The following is a 16,313-nucleotide window of genomic DNA, read 5'->3' on the forward strand; positions in this document are numbered from 1 at the left end:
GGGCCTTGCGACGATGGACCATGCGACACCCAACCTGCCCTCGAGGGACTTCGACGCCACGGTCGCGTTCTACGAGCGATTGGGGTTTCGATTGAGGTTTCGGGACACGGGTTGGATGATCCTCGAGCGCGGAGGTCTAGTGTTGGAGTTCCTCCGCCACCCTGAGCTCGATCCGTTGACGAGTTGGTTCAGCTGCTGCCTGCGGCTGGACGACCTCGCGGGGTTCTACGCTCATTGCGAAGCCGCGGGTATCACCGAAGCAACCAAAGGATATCCGCGCCTCCATGCGCCGCAGGCCCAAGAGTGGGGCGGGACAATGGCTGCCTTGATCGACCTCGACGGGACACTGCTGCGGTTGATTGCGAACCGATAGCCGCGGAGGCTTCCGAAAGAGAGAGCGGACATCCCACCCAGGATTTCATCGTCGCTTCGGGAATTCAGATAATAAGTGCGACACTCATGGATGAATGGCGAGAGGTGGCCAACTGCTGATTGGTGGTACCCTTCTGCTCGCCAAAGTAAAAGCAGTATCACCATGAGCTATCAGCAGTTGACCGAGGGGCAACGATACCAGTTATCGGTGCTTCGCGCACAGGGGATGTCCATCCTTGCCACCGCACGCGCCATTGGCGTTCATCGCTCCACCCTCTACCGGGAGCTGCGTCGTAACGCCGGGCCGCAGGGCTACCAGCCAGACAATGCGCATCAGCACGCCACCCACCGACGGGCCAGTGCGGCCAAATCTCGGCTATCTGCCGATGTCATCCAGTTTGTCGAGCTGACACTCGCCTGGTGGTGGAGCCCGGAGCAGATAAGCGCGGTGGGCAAGCAGATAGGCCTCATGGTGAGTCACGAGTGGATATACCGCCATGTGGCCGCCGACAAAGCCCGGGGTGGCCAGTTGTACCGCCATCTGCGCCAGGGCCACAAGCGCTACCGCAAGGGGGCGAGCAGCCTGCGTTCTCCCATCAAGGAAGCCCGCTCTATTGATGAACGGCCGGCTATCGTCGATAGCCGGGAGCGGCTCGGTGATTGGGAGGCGGACACGGTGCTGGGCAAGCAAGGCACAGGTGCACTGGTCACCCTGGTGGAGCGCAAGAGCCGGCTCTATCTGGTCAAGCGGGTCGCGAGCAAACAGGCTGGGGTGGTGCGGGATGCGATAATCGAGATGTTAACGCCCTACATCGAGCAGGTGCATACCATCACCTTTGACAACGGCGGCGAGTTTGCCGAACACAAGGCGATAGAGGAAGCGCTGGGTGCCGAGACTTACTTTGCGCACCCTTACTCTTCGTGGGAGCGCGGTCTGAACGAGAACAGCAATGGGCTGTTGAGGCAGTTTATCCCAAAGGGAACAGACCTGAGAGAGGTCACGGACGAGGATGTCAGGAGAGCGGAGCAGTGGCTCAACCTACGACCTCGGAAATGTCTCGGATTCAGGCAGCCTGTCAAGGTATTCGAAGAGTACCGTCAGGCGGCATAGGCGAGTGTCGCACTTCGAAGTTGAATTCGCGCTTATGTCCCCGACAATGGGCAGCGCCGCAAGCCTGCGATCGGCCATTGTGGGAAGATCGCGGTCGAGCACGCTCGCAACGTCGCGCAGGACTGGATCGCGGAGGTTGGCGCGGCTTCGATCCAAGCGCCGAGCGGGCCCTGCCCGCCAGGCACTCACAGTTAAGGAGCCATTCGACCGCGCATTACCGATTTGTCGCAAGCCTAAGGCAGGCCGTCCACGGCCAAGCGGATGCGGTTACCGCAAGCGCTATATCATCCCGATCCTGGAGCACCTGAAGGTACGCGACCTAGCCTGCGGTTGATATTGCCCACGACGCTGGCGTTCCCAAGACCTTGATCAGTCCGCCCTCGTTCACCAACGGGCATATATCGCGCATCTAGAACAGGTGCATGAAGTGATGGCGCAAGCGAGACGCCCCGGGAGCTGGATGGTGAACGCTACGCAGGACACATTCTATGGTGGACATACCGGATTCCGGTCAGCATCTCGGGCTTGTTGAGGTCTGTCGCATCGGTATGCCGACGGCTCTTGAAGGGGGCGCTTCAGAATTCGGAATTTAAAGTACGGTAAGCGGTTGGCTCGGTGGTCGCGCTCACAAACGATCGTTTTTGAGAGGCTTCAATGAGAATCAGATCCGCTGTCATTTTCAGAAGACGACTGCACCAGACAACGCGGTTTGAAGGCTGTTGTGCAGTCGTCTATTGAACGAACAGTATCAGGAGTCCGCTGCACGAATGATGACCTCAAGCCGGTTCTGGTCGCGCTGGCGACCGATCAGCCCCTGGATGTGCGATACCGCGACCACGATCTTTCCGGCGATTGGGCGGGCTACCGCGAATGCCACATCAAGCCCGACCTGCTGCTGATCTACCGCAAGTCCGACGCCGACACCCTGCGACTGGCGCGGCTTGGCTCCCATAGCGAGCTGTTCGGCTGATGCCAGTCGCCTTGTCCGCCAAACGATCATTAGGCGGCCAAACCGGACGCCTGTCCGAAAACATCTTGCGCAACGGGATGACGGACAATAAGATAGGCGGACGGTATAACGGACAAATGGGCGGAAATGGCACTCATCGGCTATGCGCGGGTATCGACGGCGGAACAGGACACCGCCTTGCAGACGGATGCGCTGCGCAATGCAGGCTGCGAACGGGTTTTCGAGGACACGGCATCCGGGGCCAAGGCAGACCGGCCCGGCTTGGCCGATGCGCTGGCTTATCTGCGCGATGGCGATGTGCTGGTCGTCTGGCGGCTGGATCGGCTTGGCCGCTCCCTGCCGCACCTGATTGAGACGGTCGGCAAGCTGGAAGCACGGGGCGTCGGCTTCCGCTCGTTGACTGAAAACATCGACACCACCACGCCGGGCGGACGGCTCATCTTCCATGTGTTCGGTGCGCTGGGCCAGTTCGAGCGCGACCTGATCCGCGAGCGCACCAAGGCCGGGTTGACCGCTGCCGCCGCACGCGGGCGCAAAGGCGGACGCAAGCCGGTTGTCACTGCCGACAAGTTGCAACGAGCGCGGGAGCTTGTCGCCAACGGCTTGAATGTCCGCGAGGCCGCCGCACGCCTCAAGGTAGGAAAAACCGCTCTCTACGCTGCCTTGCAGGCGGCCAGTTCTGGCAGTGCAGCCGACTCCTGATATTTCGTGCAGTCGCCTTCTGAAAACGACATCCGCGGCAGTGCTGGTATGGCATGTTGCTTTCTCGAAAACCACTCTCGTATTGCACGGCTGAAACAGCCGAGTTTCGAGAATCACGAAAATGCGGTTTCCAGAGGTGTGGGGCTTGCGCAAAGCCTTGCCGTTGTTGGGGCTCGCATTCCTTAACGTACTTTAAATTCCGAATTCTGAAGCGACCCCATATAGCCTGAAGGTTATCCCTCTCGAATTCCTATGCAGTGGCATCCTAGAAATGGCTGCGCACTGGAGCGCCGAGGGAGCGCTCATCGGAAATGGCTGGCAATGATCGGGGCAGGAAGAATCAGAACGAGGCGCCGCGCCCTCAGAACGAGCCAGGTGGGGGTGGGCTTGGCTTGTTGCTTGTCCTTGCAATTACGGCGATCGGCGTCGGGTATGTTGGCTACCGGCTGACTCTCGTCTTCCGCCTGATCTAAAGAACGATCCTAGCGTGTTATGCGGTTAGACGAGCAGTCGCGAGAGCACATTGGACGCTATGGCATCAAGCTGGTCGTCGCTGCGGCAATCGCTTACATTCTGAAGAGCGAGAATTTCCTTGCAACCTTTGCGTTGTGGACCGGCATATACGGCGTAATGGCCGTCGCTTAGAGCCCGATCCGAAATTAAGTTGAGTGGTGTCAGCGTGTTAGCTTGACGCTGTGCCCGATCATTGATTCAGCGGTTTTGCAACGAACCGAGGGAAATCAACGATGTGGACCGACACCACTCGCGCGCATCATGCCCGCGCGGGGCTGGCTTTGCCAAGCGATTTGACCGATGCCGAATGGGCGGTGCTGGAGCCATTCTTTCCGCCGCCGTCGCGTGTCGGCCGTCCGCGCAAATGGCCGATACGGCGGATTGTCGAGGCGATCCTCTACCTGTTGCGCGGCGGGCTGCCGTGGCGGATGCTGCCGCCGTGCTTTCCGCCGGTCTCGACGGTGCGGCGCTGGTTCTACCTGTGGCGCGACAACGGGCTATGGCGAGGTCTCAACCATGACCTGCTGATGACCGCGCGCGAAGCCCATGGCCGCGAGGCTTCGCCCAGTGCCGGGGTGATCGACAGTCAGAGCGTCAAAACCACCGAATCCGGCGGGCCGCGCGGCTATGACGCGGGCAAGAAGATCAAGGGCCGCAAGCGCCATATCCTGACCGATACCGAGGGCAACCTGGTTCATGCCGTGGTCCATACGGCCGATATCCAGGATCGCGATGGAGCGCCGCTGGTGCTGGCCGGGATCGTCAACCGCTTCCCATGGCTGCGCCACCTGTTCGCCGACGGCGGCTATGCCGGTGACAAGCTCAGGGACGCGCTCCGCAAGATCGGCACGTGGACGCTCGATATCGTCAAGCGCTCCAACAAGACCAAAGGCTTCCAGGTGCTGCCCCGCCGCTGGGTCGTCGAGCGCACCCTCGCATGGCTCAGCCGGAACCGGCGCCTTGCCAAGGACTTCGAGCAGACCATCGCATCGGCCACCGCATGGCTCTTCATCGCCTCCATCCAACTCTTCACGAGACGAATCGCAAGATTATCAAATTACACAGGATAATTTCGAATCAGACTCTAAGAGAAGCCCGACGTGCAGAAAGGGCTGAACGACCAAGCAATGAGCCTCCCTCAGTGGATGAACTCCGTGAGCGCCAGCAACAAAACACAGAAAGAGAACCGGTGGTTGTCAGCTCATCAGCTCCGGCACCAAAGGTGCAAAAGGAAGAGCCAATCGAAGTACAGCCAGGCAAGCGCAAAATTATTTTGGATTAGTGGGGTCGGTTATGAGCAAAAAGCGCATCGTAATCAAAAATGGTGAGGTCTGCGGGTTTGCCGATGAGGTTTCCTTCAAAGGCCTTGAAGTGCAGGAATACAGTAAAACAAGGGTTTCGCGCATCGTGCCGACGAGCGGCATTCTAATGATTGCGTTCTATGTTATTCGCGGACTTTGTTCAGACGAGTCAAAGATTGCGGCATGGACTCGTGTTTGGCGTTGCCAGTGGAAGGTGCTGATCGACGGTAAAAGCTATGGCCCATTCAGCAGTCGTGCGGATGCTATCTCGTTCGAGAAGGACGAGATCTACAAACAAGGCAAATTCTTTGCCGATGCCACTCACGAGGCGGCAGTATGATGACACGGGCGGCTATGGCCGCTCTGTTATCCGCGTTGGTAATAGGCCTTGTGTCTGATTTGGCCGCACAAGAGCTGGTGGTAAGCCCGGTGGCTATAGACAAGTCCACTGAGGTGGAGAAAGAAGCTACCTTCCACAACCGCAAGTGGGTGTTAAGGACGGGGCAGGTTAGTGGATTCTTCATCTGCCAAGGAGATAACAAAGACATTTACTACCGGCATGACAGGGTGGGCGCTCACTGCCAGAAGACATCGACTGGGTGGCGCAATGTACTGGGTCTCAGGGACGATGTTCCGGAAGTTGAGCTGAGCGTGTACCTGGGGACCGTTGAAGGTGTCCCCGTGAAAGTCCTTCATCAGGAAGTGGATGGTTACGATCTGAAAGTGCAGTACAAGGTTGCACGTAAAGGGTCAGCAAATGAGTGAGAGTGTGCGTCGGTCAACGCCGATGGTAAAGATTAAAGTCCTGCCGAGTTTCGTAGGGGTTCCCTTCCCGTCGGTGCTACTTATCGTTGCGGGGCTCCTTAATGGCCCTTTGTGGGGCTTTGCCGCATTCGTCTTTCATATCGTCATCAAGCGGTACATCTACAGAGAATACCGGAGGTTGCCATATCCGATGCCAACCGGCTCAAGGCCTATGGATGAGTTGAGCGATCTCCTTGTAAAGGGGGATACCGGAGGAATTTTTCCGGCGGCTTGACGCAGCTTGCAGCTCTGATGCGTCAGTACAAATAACCTGCCCAAAGAAATACCGGCTGCTCAAAATGTCGTTGAATCGCTATGCCAACCGCGCTGGTTGTTACCCGCAGTTCCGGGAGGGGGATGAAATAGCGATTGAGGTAACAGAGCAGAGACCAAGAAAAGCAGGAGCAGGGAAGGGCTTTCCAAGTATTCAAGATCTGAAAGCGTCAGAGGGTGTTCTGAGTGAACCGGAGCAGCCTATCGAAATTCAGAAAGATAAGCGCAAGATTATCTTGGATTGAGGTGGGTTGGAATGCGGTCATTTTTATACAGAATATTGCTTCTTTGCTTCGTCATTATCGTCCAGATAGGGCTAATCGCCATTGATGCGAGCCCGTTGGTTGTTGCTATGTTCCTCTCGCTAACAGCTTTAGTCGCTGGGGTCTGGATGGCGTACCTTCATTCCCGATTTTTGATGGCGGTGACTCCAGTAGTTGTCTCTGTGCTAATGGCGACCCTCGCCATGAAAATGTTTGAGCCGAGACTCTTTGTTTCTGCCAGCGAAAAAGGCTGGTTCCCTTTGTCATTGTTCGTCTCGATACCGTTTTACTTCTACTTGAGTTACTTGCTTGAGATAGAGGAGAAGAGACGTACATTCCGGGCCAATGTAATTGGTTTTTTGCGTGGAGTTTCGGAAGAGATCCGTCGTTCAACTAGAGAGCATAGAGATCAAGGTGAGATAAGACACGGTGGAACAGAGCTGGGGAGTATTGACGAACTACAAAGGGGCGAGGCCAAAGAGCCAGAAGTCATCAGCTCTACATCGGACCAGAAAGAACAAGGCACTCCCAAGCGAGACAAGAGAAAAATCATTCTGGACTGAACATGGAACAAATCAGAAAAGGCTTAACCCTCGAATACGCAAAAGAGAAGCGTGAGAAGCTCTTGGCGGAGCTCAAATCAGATGAACACTACAGCCAGACTGAAACAGTAGCCTATGGGCACCACGACCCGCTCAGCGTTCCTGTGGCAGCCTGCGATAGTTGTCATGGCCGGGCGCAAATGCAGAAGGTTATAGGTCCTCCTGTGCGCTGGAATATGGTCTGCCTGGGTTGTGGGAAGGCGATCCAGCAAATCCAGAAACGACCGTGGCAAGCAGCAATGGCGTGGAACCAAATTAACTTGGGAACACAGGACTACAGACAACTGCCCCTCTTTGGACTTGGGAGTCTGTCTCTTGAGTCAGCAAGACAGAGAATGGTGGGAATACGCAGGAACCTGGAGCTGAGAAAGAGCCTCGCCGGTATCGAGAGGACGATCGCCCACAAGGAAGGTCAACGCCCACCAGGGAAAGAGTACCAGCAACGACTGGAAGCATATCTGCAATGGGCCATGCTGGCGCTGAGGTTGCTCAAAGTCAAAGCAAGTTAGTGGTGAGAAGGAAGAGAGAACCCGGTACTGTAAAGCGCCGGGTTTTTTATGCCGCCCTGTTTACAGTATCAAAAAGTGATGCTATAAAGTGAGCAAGTCACAAGGAGAACCAACGAATGGCTGTTATCAACTCACTCCGCGCTCTCAAAGGCGTAACCGCCCCCGAAGAACTGAAAAAAGGGGATGGATTCACTATCTCTCCTCAGCTTCTGCTGGAGGAAGAAGGGTTTAACACCCGTGGCGCTTTCTGCGAGAACTACTACGAGCGCCCGGACATCAAAGCTGGTATTCGAGTGCTGGCCGATGCTTACAAGCGTGGCGACTATGTTCCGCCGATCATCGTCAAAGTTATCGACGGAAAGGTGTATGTCCGTGAAGGTCATCGCCGTCGCCGCGCCATCCTGCTTGCTATCGAGGAAGGTGCCGACATCCAGTTCGTGCAGGTCGTAGAGCACAAGGGCGATGAAGCCGAACAGAGCCTTCTGATCGCCACCAGCAACGATGGGCTCCCTCTTTCTCCACTTGAGCGAGCCGTGATCTACGCTCGGCTTGCAAACTGGGGGTGGAGCGACCAGATGATTGCCCAACGTGTTGGCCGCTCGGCTGAGCACGTTCGTATCGCCCGTGCCCTTCTGGAGATGCCTCTGGAACTGAAACGGATGATTCAGGAAGGCTCTGTGGCTGCCACCTACGCTCAGGAGCTCTACAACGAGCACGGCACCAACGCTGTTGAGATCCTGAAAAAGGCGCAGGAAGAACAGGCCAATGGCAATGACGGCAAGAAGGCCCCGAAAAAACTGACCAAAAAGTCTGTCGAGAAAGGTCCCCGCCTGGGCAAAAAGGTGGTTGAAGCCATGCACCGAGGCGTGAGCTCTATTACCAGTCGTCTGGACAACATCAAGCCGAACGATGACGGTGAAACGTTCACCCTTACCCTGAGCCGGGAAGATGTTGATGCGTTTCAGGAGCTGAAAGCCAAGCTGGCGGAGCTGGAGCCCAAAACTGACGAGTCCAATGAAGACCAGCAAGAGCTGGATTTGGCGGGTAATCAGTAATGGGGCGCTGTACTGTTGAGGATGCCATCCAGTTACTGGAAGGGGGAACCATTGTTGCGGTCGTACCGGCGTCATCCGGACCAGATACGCTGGTGGTTTCCTCTATCAGGCTTGAATCCGGACTGACAGTACAGTTTTCCCCTCCAGCGGCAGCCAGTGTCAGTGTTCAGCTCGCGGAGCTCGATGATGAACAGTGACAAGAAATCGTCTGAACTAGCCAGGCTGAGGCGTCAGCATCAGCTAGTTTGCTCTGTCATCGCAGCCTTGCTCATCTGTGCAGGTATATATGGGACCGTTGCACGTTTGGGCTTCATCCTGATGGTGCCATTGTTTGTTATCGCCTTAGGTGTGTTAGTCGATGCGTTCCTGCCAAGGGTAAGTTGGTTCTTCTGTGTGCGGGACGTGAGAGACATATTTGGGTGGAGAAAACGATAGTGGCGAAGTTGAAGGTTTATGGCGGGATCACTTATGGGGTCGAGGGGCAGTTCAGAACTGTCGTTGCGGCCACAAGTAAGAGCAAGGCTGCTTCAATTCTGAATATCACGATTTACCAGATGAATAGCTGGTGGACGGAGACTTTTAACAAGTACGAGGTCGAGGCGGCGATGTCTGAGCCGGGGGCTATTTTTTCAAAGCCTCTCGATGGCAGAGGCCCATTTGTAAAGCAGGAAGGATAATTGTGAGAAGTGTTTTTGTATGGTTGAAGGCCGGGGCAATACTGGCTTTCCTATTCATCGGTATTGCTGGTGCTGTCAACCGGGTCTATTGGGTTAACAGCCAAGGTTTGAGTCAGGGGTCGATGTCATCCACATGGGTTAAAGAAAAGTTTGGCCTAGACCTTGGTGCAATGTGCCGTTATGACAAACCCCAGCATGTCGAGTTCAAAGTCCTTCCTGATCAGACAATCCAGTTCCGCTGCTCATGGTTTGAAGGTGGCGGATTAACCTGGTGGCCTTTCTACACCGAGCATGATGTAAAGAGCGCCGAGGCGACCTCTGTGCTCAATGACATCTTCCAGGGTACGGAGGGGCATGATGAGTAGCCAGCTAGAACTTTTTCATGTCCAAGAGGCGTATGCCAAGGCCGATAAGCCGCTATCGAATGAGGAGCTCTACGATTCAGTGGCAGAGCTCGCTGGAATCCCGAAAAGCGCTCTGAATGAACAAAGTGAAATTGGCAAGGCAAAGATCAAGCGGAGCAAGCTGAAAAGACAGATACGCTGGTATTGCGTATTCCGGCGAAGTTGAACAGCCATTCCGGCCAACGTGAACACCCTGATCCTTAACGCGCTCACGTCATCTCGTTTCTAACTCGACTGTTCAGATTGGGTCAACTCACTTCTCCTCTTCCTCATCGATTCTCCCTTCAGTGACAGCCGGTGAGCGTTGTGCATCAGCCGGTCCAGGATCGCATCTGCCAGGGTGTTGTCACCCAAGCTCGCGTACCACTCTTCAGTTGGCAGCTGACTGACCACTATCGTCGAGTATTTCCCATACCGATCATCCATGATCTCCAGCAGTGCGTTGCGCTGTTCGGCACTCACCGCTTCCAGTCCCCAGTCATCCAGGATCAGCAGCTCTATCCTTGCCAGTTGACCCAACAGTCTGGCGTAACTGCCATCTACCTTGGCCTGGCTCAGCTCAAGCAGCAGACGTGGCAGCCGGTAGTAACGAGTGCTATGCCCTTGCTGACAGGCTTGGTAGCCCAGCGCACAAGCCAGGTAGGTTTTTCCACAGCCACAGGGGCCGGTAATGAGCAGGTTCTGGCCCCGGCGCAGCCACTCTCCTTGGGCCAGGTTTGCTACCTGTGACCGCTCCAGGTTGCGTGCTGACTGGTAGTCCAGCTCCTGCACCGTGGCCTGGAGTTTGAGCCTTGCCTGCTTGACCAGCCGAGTTTGCTTACGCTGCTCCCGGCTCAGTTGTTCGTGTTCGACCAGCAGGCTTAGCCGCTCGATGAAGGGCAGCCCTTCGTAGGTACTCGCATGTTCCAGTTGTTGTTGCACGGCATCCGCCATGCCGGTCAGTTTCAGGTTTCTCAGGCGGGTCAGGGTTTGTTGGGTCATGGGGCGTATCCTCTTTAGTGGAAGCTCTGGGGGCCACGGATGTTCTCGTGCTCTTGCGGTAACTCTGGGTAGCTCAGCGGGCTTGCGGGCAGTTGGTCGCGGCCACTGGTCAGCACCGACTTGAGCTGTTTGAGTCGCACCAGACCTTCCCGGTTGGCCAACTGGCAACAGGCTTCAACCCGTGATGGCGGATACTCCCGGCTAAGACTCAGCAGCCCCAGGCAGAGTCGGTATGCCTGCTCGGCATGGGCTTTCTCTTCCAACCGTTCGCTAACCCAGCACAAGGTGCTCGGTCCGATGTCAGCAGCCCACTGTTTAAGACGCCCTGGGGTCCAGCGTTGCTGCTTGCTGTGACGTTCCGGCATGTGCTCAGGGAGCGTGCTCATCCCCGGGATGGTTTTACGTGGATGGCTCGCGACCAGCTGTTGCTGGTGATAGACCTGAAGCAGTGTGTCGCCTGCATGGAGCTCCAGTTGCTGACCCACATACTGGTGTGGCACCGAGTAATGGTGCTGCTCATAGCTGACGTGATAGTCGATGTTGACCTTGACCGTTTTGATGGCGACATAGCGATAGGGATGCACCGGCAGTGGTCCCAGTGCCGGGCGGTCCAACTGCTCAAATGCGTCACGTCGGTTACCGGGCAGTTGCTTGAACGGACGCTCGTTGAGTTCGTTCAGCAAGGCACGGATGCACTGGTTGAGTTCGGCAAGCGAGAAGAAGGTCTGATGGCGTAGACGGGCCAGGATCCAGCGCTCGACGATCTGCACACCCACCTCCGCCTTGGCCTTGTCCTTGGGCTTGTAAGGACGAGCTGGCATCACCGCCACCTGATAGTGCTCGGCCAACTGCTGGTAGCTGGGGTTGAGCTCGGGATCGTATCGGCAAGCCTTGCTGACACCGCTCTTGAGGTTGTCGGGGATCAGCAGTGCCGGTGTCCCGCCGAAAAACTCAAAGGCACGGACATGGCTTTGCAGCCAGTCCGGCAGTGACTGTGACCAGGTGGCCTCGGCAAAGGTGTAGTTGGACGCACCGAGCACGGCGACAAAGACTTGTGCCTGACGGACCTCACCCGTAGTCGGCGACACGATGGGCACCGTGGGCCCGCAGTAGTCGATAAAGAGCTTTTCCCCCGCCTTGTGGATCTGGCGCATGGAGCGCTTTTGCAACTGACACCAGGACTTGTAACGGTCACAGAACTGGGAGTAGCTGTAACAGCTATTGGGATAGCGCTGGGTGTACTCCTCCCAGAGCAGCTGTTTGGAGACCCCCTTGCGCTTGAGCTCCTGATGGACAGAGGGCCAATCCGGCACAACATGGCGGGCCGAGATGGTGGTATCGGCCTGCGGATAGAACAGGGCAGCCAGTCGGCCATCATCAAGCTCGGTAGGTAAGGGCCAGGTAAGGCCCAGCGCCTGGGCACTTTTGAGGAGTTTCTGGATGGAGCCGACACTGACCTTGGTACAGATACTGATTTGGCGAACAGAGAGGTCAGCTTCCAGCCGCAGTCGCAGCACTTCACGAATTTTACGCATTGCAATCCTCTTGGCAGACATAGGCTCTTCCCTGGCAAAAGGGAGAGCGTATCAAAGGTTTTTAAATCAATGCGTTAAGGATGATTCTGGTGAATGTGAACAGTGATTCCGGGATGTTGAACACTGTTTCCGGAAAGGAGGGGCAAAGTGTTCAGGTTGAGCCGGAATGAGCGTTCACATTGGTCCGGAAATGGTGTTCACGTTGAACCGGAATCGGTGTTCATGATCGGCCGGAATATGCAGGTATCAGCAAACCCTCAAGTCGATGAACCTTCTCCAGAAGGTGGACGGCGAGCGGGGTGTCTGGGAGCTCTCAAGCAAAACCAAGAAGGGCCTGCATGAAGCGCTTGGTGGCATTCGACTTGTCGCCTATTCAACAAATCTTGGGCTGGCGGTGTGGTCAAACAACAAGAGCTTTTTCTCTGACCTCGATGAGCCGGTGCATCTGTGTGTGACATCTCCGCCGTTTCCGCTCCGAATACAGCGTGGCTATGGAAACGTTGATGAAGCCAAATGGGTGGATTTCATAACCCAGGCGCTCGAACCGATAGTCAAGAACCTGGTGCCAGGAGGAAGCGTTGTCCTGAATGTCAGCAATGACATCTTCGAGGCCAAGAGCCCCTCCAGATCTCTCTATGTTGAAAGAATGGTGCTGGCGCTCCATGATCGGCTCGGGCTGTCTCTCATGGATAGATGGCCGTGGATCAACCTGTCAAAACCACCAAGTCCAACCCACTGGGCTTGTGTGAACCGTTACCAGTTGTGTGCCGGGTGGGAGCCTGTTTATTGGTTCACCAACGACCCTGACAGGGTGCGTTCTGACAACAGAAGGGTCCTGATCCCTCATACAGAGAAACATCAGAAGCTGATGGCTCAAGGGGGGGATAACCGAGTGGTCAGTTATGGTGACGGGGCATATCGACTGAGAGGGAACGCATTCTCTAATGTCACAGAAGGACGGATACCGAAAAACGTTATCCAGCGCGGCCACCGTTGTGCGGATACGCTGGAGCTTCGGAGAATCGCTAGAGAACTGGGGTTGCCACCGCACCCGGCAATGTTCCCAACAGACATACCTGAGATGGCTATCCGCTTTCTGACGGAAGAGGGCGACCTTGTTGTTGATCCGTTCAGTGGGTCGAATAAGAGCGGGTTGGCCGCAGAAAGGAATAACCGGCGCTGGATCGCCTGTGACATCATTCTTGAGTACATTCGTACCCAGGCGGAAATGTTCACCGGCTTTGATGGATTTTGGATTAACCCAGCCATAGCAACAGTGGGCGGGGGAGCGTTGAATTAAGAGAACAATACCTATGAGTTTAAGTTTTATTGCAAGAGTCTTGCGCCAATTGGCAATTATGTTTGTCCTCTCCGTGCTTATTGTGGCCGGATATATCTACTATGCCGGTAAACAGCATCAGCAGGCAGCAATCAACTTTTGGGGTGAGCAATACCAGCCTGATGCCATCTCGACGCAAATTGATTGGGGGTTTATCGGTAACTGGGTTATTCCTCGCGGGGGGCCAATTATTTCTCCGGGCATTGCTGGAGTGTGTCCCAATACACCACTTCCCGTTGTGCCTCTTAAAATTGGTCCTGATGGCCGGGGTTACGTTCTCTGTGGTATTGGAAGTGAGGCTGTCTCTACCAGCTTTGATGTCAATGACATCCAGGATGAAGAAATACGAAACACATTAAAAACGATGTTTGAGGAAGAATTTGAAAAAACAGTTAAGGGGGATAAATGGACGCTAAAGAACTGAACCACATGATAGCTGAGGCCTACAGCCGGGATTTGCAAAAGCCTGAGCTGGTATCGTTCAAAGAGGTGAGTCGCTGGGGGCGTAAGTACGGTTTCCCCGTCGTATGCACTCTGGCCGATGAAAGTGAAGAAAAGCAGATCCACTGGGCTGCCAGTTTGCTCATTCAAGTAGCCGGTACTTGGCCGCGAGAAGATATGCCGGAATTGCTCACACCGGAACGGGGCTCCGCGCTGTTCAACGATGCGATGCAGTTATTGGCGAATGGGCTTGGAGCAGCAAATCAATTGCGCTGACAGCACAAACCTTGTCAATAAGCGGCCTTCATGGCCGTTTTTTTGTTTAAAGTTTGTTTTAACAGAACCATAATTAGATATTGCAGTATCATTTTATGATCGCTACAATCTTTCACATGTGAAAGTTTGGGGGTGGTCTTGATCACCTGCGAGAAACCAAAATAGAGGTGGGTATGGCAAAAGTAATCAGCTTCGCCAACCAGAAAGGCGGAGTGGGTAAGAGTACCCTCTGTATCCAGCAGGCCTTTTATCTGGCGTTACAGAAGAAAAAGAAAGTGCTGGTCTTGGATATGGATGGTCAGGGGAACACGTCCTCTCGACTGGCCCCCAGACGAGAGCTTGAGGATGGTGACTACGAGCCCATCCTCACAGGAACCAAAACCGCAGAGCTGTTCGCTTACGAGCTGGACGGCATTGAGGTCATGCACTGCCCTTGCGGTGCAGACCTCATTCATACGCCGAAAAACGACCCGGATCTGTTTGAGATGGAGGCTGTGCCTCTTGACCAGGCCATGAATCCGGCTCGCCATTTGGCTGAGCTGTTTGAGAACTACGACTACGTGCTGATTGATTGTCCGCCTAGCCTCGGCAGAAAGCTGGTGGCAGCGTTGGTGATGTCTACCCATGTGGCATGTCCAGTAAAGCTCTCTGGCTTCGCTGTGGACGGCGTAGAAGGTCTCCTGAACACGATTATTGGTGTGCGCGAGGCGTACAACCAAGATTTGGAGATCCTGGGCATCGTGATCAACGACATGGACCGCTCTGTCAATCACGACAAAGCCCTCAAGTCGCTGGAGAACACAGTTCCGGATCTGTTGTTTGAGAACAAAATTATGCACCGGCCTCCGCTCGATACGGCGACGACTGATGGCATCCCTGTCTGGGAGCTTCGCTATGGACATGTCGCGGCCAAAGAAGTTGAGGCGGTGTTGGAAGAACTATTAGAGAAGGTGGGCTAAGCGATGGCATTGAACAATTTAAAAGGCCTGTCCGAACTTGCTAAAGCCGCCAAAGGCAAGAAAGGCAAAGAGGTTCTTACCGTACCTGTTGACGACGTTGTATCCAAGGTCCAGGTTCGTAAGCGCTTCCGTAACATTGAAGAGCTGGCGGCAACCTTGCTGACCGAAGGGCAGCAGTCTCCGATCATCGTGTTCCCGAAGAACGAAGAAGGCAAGTTCGTCATCCAAAAAGGGGAGCGGCGTTGGAGAGCGTGTAAACACGCTGGTATCGAGACCATTGACTTGGTGGTGAATGATAAGGTCCAGAACAACTTGGACGAGACTGCTGGTGAGCTGATCGAAAACATCCAGCGGGATGACTTGACTCCGGTAGAGATTGCCGAGGCGTTAAACCTGTTTATTGAAGAAGGTTGGAAGCAAAAGGATATTGCTGATCGGCTCGGTAAGAATATCACTTTCGTATCTACGCATCTGTCGTTGCTCAAGCTACCTGACTGTGTGCGTGAGTTATACGATAATGAAGTATGTTCTGATACAGAGACCTTGAATAACCTTCGTCTCTTGTTCGATCTGAATGAAGAAAGATGTCGCGCCGTCTGCGCGGTGGCTATGTCTGACGGGATTACTCGTAAACAAAGCCGTGAGCTGCTGAATGATGCCAAACGTATCAAAGACGAAATGGAAAAAGGCCCACTGACTGGCTCCCACCAGAATGATGAGCTTGGCGCTGGCAACACCGACGAGCAATCCCTCAACTCGGGTGGGGATGGTACGTCGGAACAAACCGGGAATGACGACCTGAACCTTGCCCAGGAGGAACTGGAAGGGGGTAAAAATTCCAATGGTCAGGACGATGATGACGAAGACCCTTTGCGTGATGAAGAGGGTGAGCACAAAGATCCTGTCAAGCAGCCAGATAACAGCGGCAAGGACAAAGATGAAGAAGGCGGTGATGCTCTTCCTCCTCTGCCGAAGGACAAGGAATGGAAGAACGTCCGGGCTGACAGTTTGATTTTTGCTGTCAACGTTAACCTGGATGGCGAGACCAAACGTGGAGTCATCATGACCGACCGTGTTGCTCTGGTTCCGTCTACTGTCTGGGTTAAAACGCTCGATGGCGAAGGCAAGGAAAAGCATGTTCATGTGCCTGTGTCAGACATTGAACTCCTGAGTGTCGAAGGCTAATAAAGGAGGCCCAGCCAGAGAGGTTGGGCCTGTCAAGAACA

22 protein-coding genes and 1 pseudogene are annotated in these 16,313 nt (G+C 55.0%); 21 read left to right on the forward strand and 2 right to left on the reverse strand.

Annotated elements, in window-relative coordinates:
• Positions 1-13: 13 nt before the first annotated feature.
• From ble to P2E05_RS20305, 16 genes and pseudogenes are all read left to right on the forward strand, one after another.
• Complete coding sequence (ble, locus tag P2E05_RS20230; RefSeq protein ID WP_000349358.1) at positions 14-373, forward strand: BLMT family bleomycin binding protein; 360 nt, start codon at positions 14-16, stop codon at positions 371-373.
• 162 nt (positions 374-535) lie between these two features.
• Entirely contained in the window at positions 536-1,483 is a 948-nt protein-coding gene (locus P2E05_RS20235) for an IS30-like element ISAs2 family transposase (RefSeq protein WP_019706001.1), read from the forward strand.
• 721 nt (positions 1,484-2,204) lie between these two features.
• Positions 2,205-2,453 carry a type II toxin-antitoxin system YafQ family toxin gene (locus tag P2E05_RS20240; RefSeq protein WP_012585400.1) on the forward strand — a complete coding sequence of 83 codons (249 nt, stop codon included), beginning with the start codon at positions 2,205-2,207 and terminating at the stop codon, positions 2,451-2,453.
• 126 nt (positions 2,454-2,579) lie between these two features.
• Positions 2,580-3,155, forward strand: a complete 576-nt coding sequence (locus P2E05_RS20245) for a recombinase family protein (protein ID WP_001173919.1) — start codon at positions 2,580-2,582, stop codon at positions 3,153-3,155.
• Between the two features lie 6 nt (positions 3,156-3,161).
• The gene (locus tag P2E05_RS21825) at positions 3,162-3,341 is read left to right on the forward strand and encodes a hypothetical protein (RefSeq protein WP_276123115.1); all 180 of its coding nucleotides are present in this window, start codon (positions 3,162-3,164) and stop codon (positions 3,339-3,341) included.
• A gap of 560 nt (positions 3,342-3,901) precedes the next feature.
• Positions 3,902-4,738, forward strand: a complete 837-nt coding sequence (locus tag P2E05_RS20255) for an IS5-like element ISEc61 family transposase (RefSeq protein ID WP_019706040.1) — start codon at positions 3,902-3,904, stop codon at positions 4,736-4,738.
• Between the two features lie 71 nt (positions 4,739-4,809).
• Positions 4,810-4,950: a hypothetical protein gene (locus P2E05_RS20260; protein WP_021229008.1), complete on the forward strand. Its 141-nt coding sequence runs from the start codon at positions 4,810-4,812 to the stop codon at positions 4,948-4,950.
• An 11-nt stretch (positions 4,951-4,961) separates the two neighbouring features.
• Positions 4,962-5,309: a hypothetical protein gene (locus tag P2E05_RS20265; RefSeq protein WP_000039129.1), complete on the forward strand. Its 348-nt coding sequence runs from the start codon at positions 4,962-4,964 to the stop codon at positions 5,307-5,309.
• Positions 5,306-5,734 carry a hypothetical protein gene (locus tag P2E05_RS20270; protein ID WP_000988987.1) on the forward strand — a complete coding sequence of 143 codons (429 nt, stop codon included), beginning with the start codon at positions 5,306-5,308 and terminating at the stop codon, positions 5,732-5,734. The genes P2E05_RS20265 and P2E05_RS20270 overlap by 4 nt, the downstream gene beginning before the upstream one ends.
• Positions 5,727-6,291: pseudogene (locus P2E05_RS20275) on the forward strand (hypothetical protein). The gene P2E05_RS20270 and the pseudogene P2E05_RS20275 overlap by 8 nt, the downstream one beginning before the upstream one ends.
• A gap of 11 nt (positions 6,292-6,302) precedes the next feature.
• Positions 6,303-6,872 carry a hypothetical protein gene (locus tag P2E05_RS20280; RefSeq protein WP_001256128.1) on the forward strand — a complete coding sequence of 190 codons (570 nt, stop codon included), beginning with the start codon at positions 6,303-6,305 and terminating at the stop codon, positions 6,870-6,872.
• A 2-nt stretch (positions 6,873-6,874) separates the two neighbouring features.
• Positions 6,875-7,420, forward strand: coding sequence for a hypothetical protein (locus P2E05_RS20285; protein WP_000435224.1), 546 nt, complete (start codon positions 6,875-6,877; stop codon positions 7,418-7,420).
• Positions 7,421-7,536: 116 nt separating this feature from the next.
• A complete protein-coding gene (locus P2E05_RS20290) occupies positions 7,537-8,475 on the forward strand; it encodes a ParB/RepB/Spo0J family partition protein (protein WP_000268395.1) in 939 nt (312 codons plus the stop codon).
• The gene (locus tag P2E05_RS21830; protein WP_000532167.1) at positions 8,475-8,672 is read left to right on the forward strand and encodes a hypothetical protein; all 198 of its coding nucleotides are present in this window, start codon (positions 8,475-8,477) and stop codon (positions 8,670-8,672) included. Before P2E05_RS20290 ends, P2E05_RS21830 begins: the two co-directional genes overlap by 1 nt.
• A gap of 237 nt (positions 8,673-8,909) precedes the next feature.
• A complete protein-coding gene (locus tag P2E05_RS20300; protein WP_001096362.1) occupies positions 8,910-9,152 on the forward strand; it encodes a hypothetical protein in 243 nt (80 codons plus the stop codon).
• 2 nt (positions 9,153-9,154) lie between these two features.
• Positions 9,155-9,517: a hypothetical protein gene (locus P2E05_RS20305; protein WP_001258027.1), complete on the forward strand. Its 363-nt coding sequence runs from the start codon at positions 9,155-9,157 to the stop codon at positions 9,515-9,517.
• A 264-nt stretch (positions 9,518-9,781) separates the two neighbouring features.
• Here P2E05_RS20305 and istB read toward each other — a convergent pair whose 3' ends face one another.
• Both istB and istA read right to left on the reverse strand, forming a co-directional pair.
• A complete protein-coding gene (gene istB / locus P2E05_RS20310) occupies positions 9,782-10,537 on the reverse strand; it encodes an IS21-like element ISAs29 family helper ATPase IstB (RefSeq protein ID WP_000194038.1) in 756 nt (251 codons plus the stop codon).
• 14 nt (positions 10,538-10,551) lie between these two features.
• A complete protein-coding gene (istA, locus tag P2E05_RS20315; RefSeq protein ID WP_001274811.1) occupies positions 10,552-12,093 on the reverse strand; it encodes an IS21-like element ISAs29 family transposase in 1,542 nt (513 codons plus the stop codon).
• Between the two features lie 244 nt (positions 12,094-12,337).
• On the opposite strand from istA, the gene P2E05_RS20320 reads away from it, so the two are divergent.
• The 5 genes from P2E05_RS20320 to P2E05_RS20340 all read left to right on the forward strand — a co-directional run bounded on the left by P2E05_RS20320 (position 12,338) and on the right by P2E05_RS20340 (position 16,272).
• Positions 12,338-13,372, forward strand: a complete 1,035-nt coding sequence (locus P2E05_RS20320) for a DNA-methyltransferase (RefSeq protein WP_001050849.1) — start codon at positions 12,338-12,340, stop codon at positions 13,370-13,372.
• Between the two features lie 13 nt (positions 13,373-13,385).
• Positions 13,386-13,835 (forward strand): hypothetical protein, encoded by a 450-nt coding sequence (locus tag P2E05_RS20325; protein ID WP_000058870.1) that lies wholly within the window; start codon positions 13,386-13,388, stop codon positions 13,833-13,835.
• Positions 13,817-14,128 carry a hypothetical protein gene (locus tag P2E05_RS20330; protein ID WP_000338945.1) on the forward strand — a complete coding sequence of 104 codons (312 nt, stop codon included), beginning with the start codon at positions 13,817-13,819 and terminating at the stop codon, positions 14,126-14,128. The genes P2E05_RS20325 and P2E05_RS20330 overlap by 19 nt, the downstream gene beginning before the upstream one ends.
• Positions 14,129-14,301: 173 nt before the next feature.
• Positions 14,302-15,087: a ParA family protein gene (locus P2E05_RS20335; protein ID WP_001151304.1), complete on the forward strand. Its 786-nt coding sequence runs from the start codon at positions 14,302-14,304 to the stop codon at positions 15,085-15,087.
• Positions 15,088-15,090: 3 nt separating this feature from the next.
• Positions 15,091-16,272: a ParB/RepB/Spo0J family partition protein gene (locus P2E05_RS20340; RefSeq protein ID WP_001207227.1), complete on the forward strand. Its 1,182-nt coding sequence runs from the start codon at positions 15,091-15,093 to the stop codon at positions 16,270-16,272.
• Positions 16,273-16,313: the final 41 nt, after the last annotated feature.

Origin of the sequence: Providencia stuartii (assembly GCF_029277985.1) — a bacterium.
Taxonomy (GTDB): Bacteria; Pseudomonadota; Gammaproteobacteria; order Enterobacterales; family Enterobacteriaceae; genus Providencia; species Providencia zhejiangensis.

What these genes read in the sequence shown, in the direction of transcription:
- P2E05_RS20235 (WP_019706001.1), top strand. Translation starts at nt 536, where the DNA reads ATGAGCTATCAGCAGTTGACCGAGGGGCAACGATACCAGTTATCGGTG.
- P2E05_RS20335 (WP_001151304.1), top strand. Translation starts at nt 14,302, where the DNA reads ATGGCAAAAGTAATCAGCTTCGCCAACCAGAAAGGCGGAGTGGGTAAG.
- P2E05_RS20290 (WP_000268395.1), top strand. Translation starts at nt 7,537, where the DNA reads ATGGCTGTTATCAACTCACTCCGCGCTCTCAAAGGCGTAACCGCCCCC.
- P2E05_RS20255 (WP_019706040.1), top strand. Translation starts at nt 3,902, where the DNA reads ATGTGGACCGACACCACTCGCGCGCATCATGCCCGCGCGGGGCTGGCT.
- P2E05_RS20280 (WP_001256128.1), top strand. Translation starts at nt 6,303, where the DNA reads ATGCGGTCATTTTTATACAGAATATTGCTTCTTTGCTTCGTCATTATC.
- P2E05_RS21830 (WP_000532167.1), top strand. Translation starts at nt 8,475, where the DNA reads ATGGGGCGCTGTACTGTTGAGGATGCCATCCAGTTACTGGAAGGGGGA.
- P2E05_RS20320 (WP_001050849.1), top strand. Translation starts at nt 12,338, where the DNA reads ATGAACCTTCTCCAGAAGGTGGACGGCGAGCGGGGTGTCTGGGAGCTC.
- P2E05_RS20330 (WP_000338945.1), top strand. Translation starts at nt 13,817, where the DNA reads ATGGACGCTAAAGAACTGAACCACATGATAGCTGAGGCCTACAGCCGG.
- P2E05_RS20340 (WP_001207227.1), top strand. Translation starts at nt 15,091, where the DNA reads ATGGCATTGAACAATTTAAAAGGCCTGTCCGAACTTGCTAAAGCCGCC.
- P2E05_RS20325 (WP_000058870.1), top strand. Translation starts at nt 13,386, where the DNA reads ATGAGTTTAAGTTTTATTGCAAGAGTCTTGCGCCAATTGGCAATTATG.
- istA (WP_001274811.1), bottom strand. Translation starts at nt 12,093, where the DNA reads ATGTCTGCCAAGAGGATTGCAATGCGTAAAATTCGTGAAGTGCTGCGA.
- P2E05_RS20285 (WP_000435224.1), top strand. Translation starts at nt 6,875, where the DNA reads ATGGAACAAATCAGAAAAGGCTTAACCCTCGAATACGCAAAAGAGAAG.
- istB (WP_000194038.1), bottom strand. Translation starts at nt 10,537, where the DNA reads ATGACCCAACAAACCCTGACCCGCCTGAGAAACCTGAAACTGACCGGC.
- ble (WP_000349358.1), top strand. Translation starts at nt 14, where the DNA reads ATGGACCATGCGACACCCAACCTGCCCTCGAGGGACTTCGACGCCACG.
- P2E05_RS20270 (WP_000988987.1), top strand. Translation starts at nt 5,306, where the DNA reads ATGATGACACGGGCGGCTATGGCCGCTCTGTTATCCGCGTTGGTAATA.
- P2E05_RS20245 (WP_001173919.1), top strand. Translation starts at nt 2,580, where the DNA reads ATGGCACTCATCGGCTATGCGCGGGTATCGACGGCGGAACAGGACACC.
- P2E05_RS20265 (WP_000039129.1), top strand. Translation starts at nt 4,962, where the DNA reads ATGAGCAAAAAGCGCATCGTAATCAAAAATGGTGAGGTCTGCGGGTTT.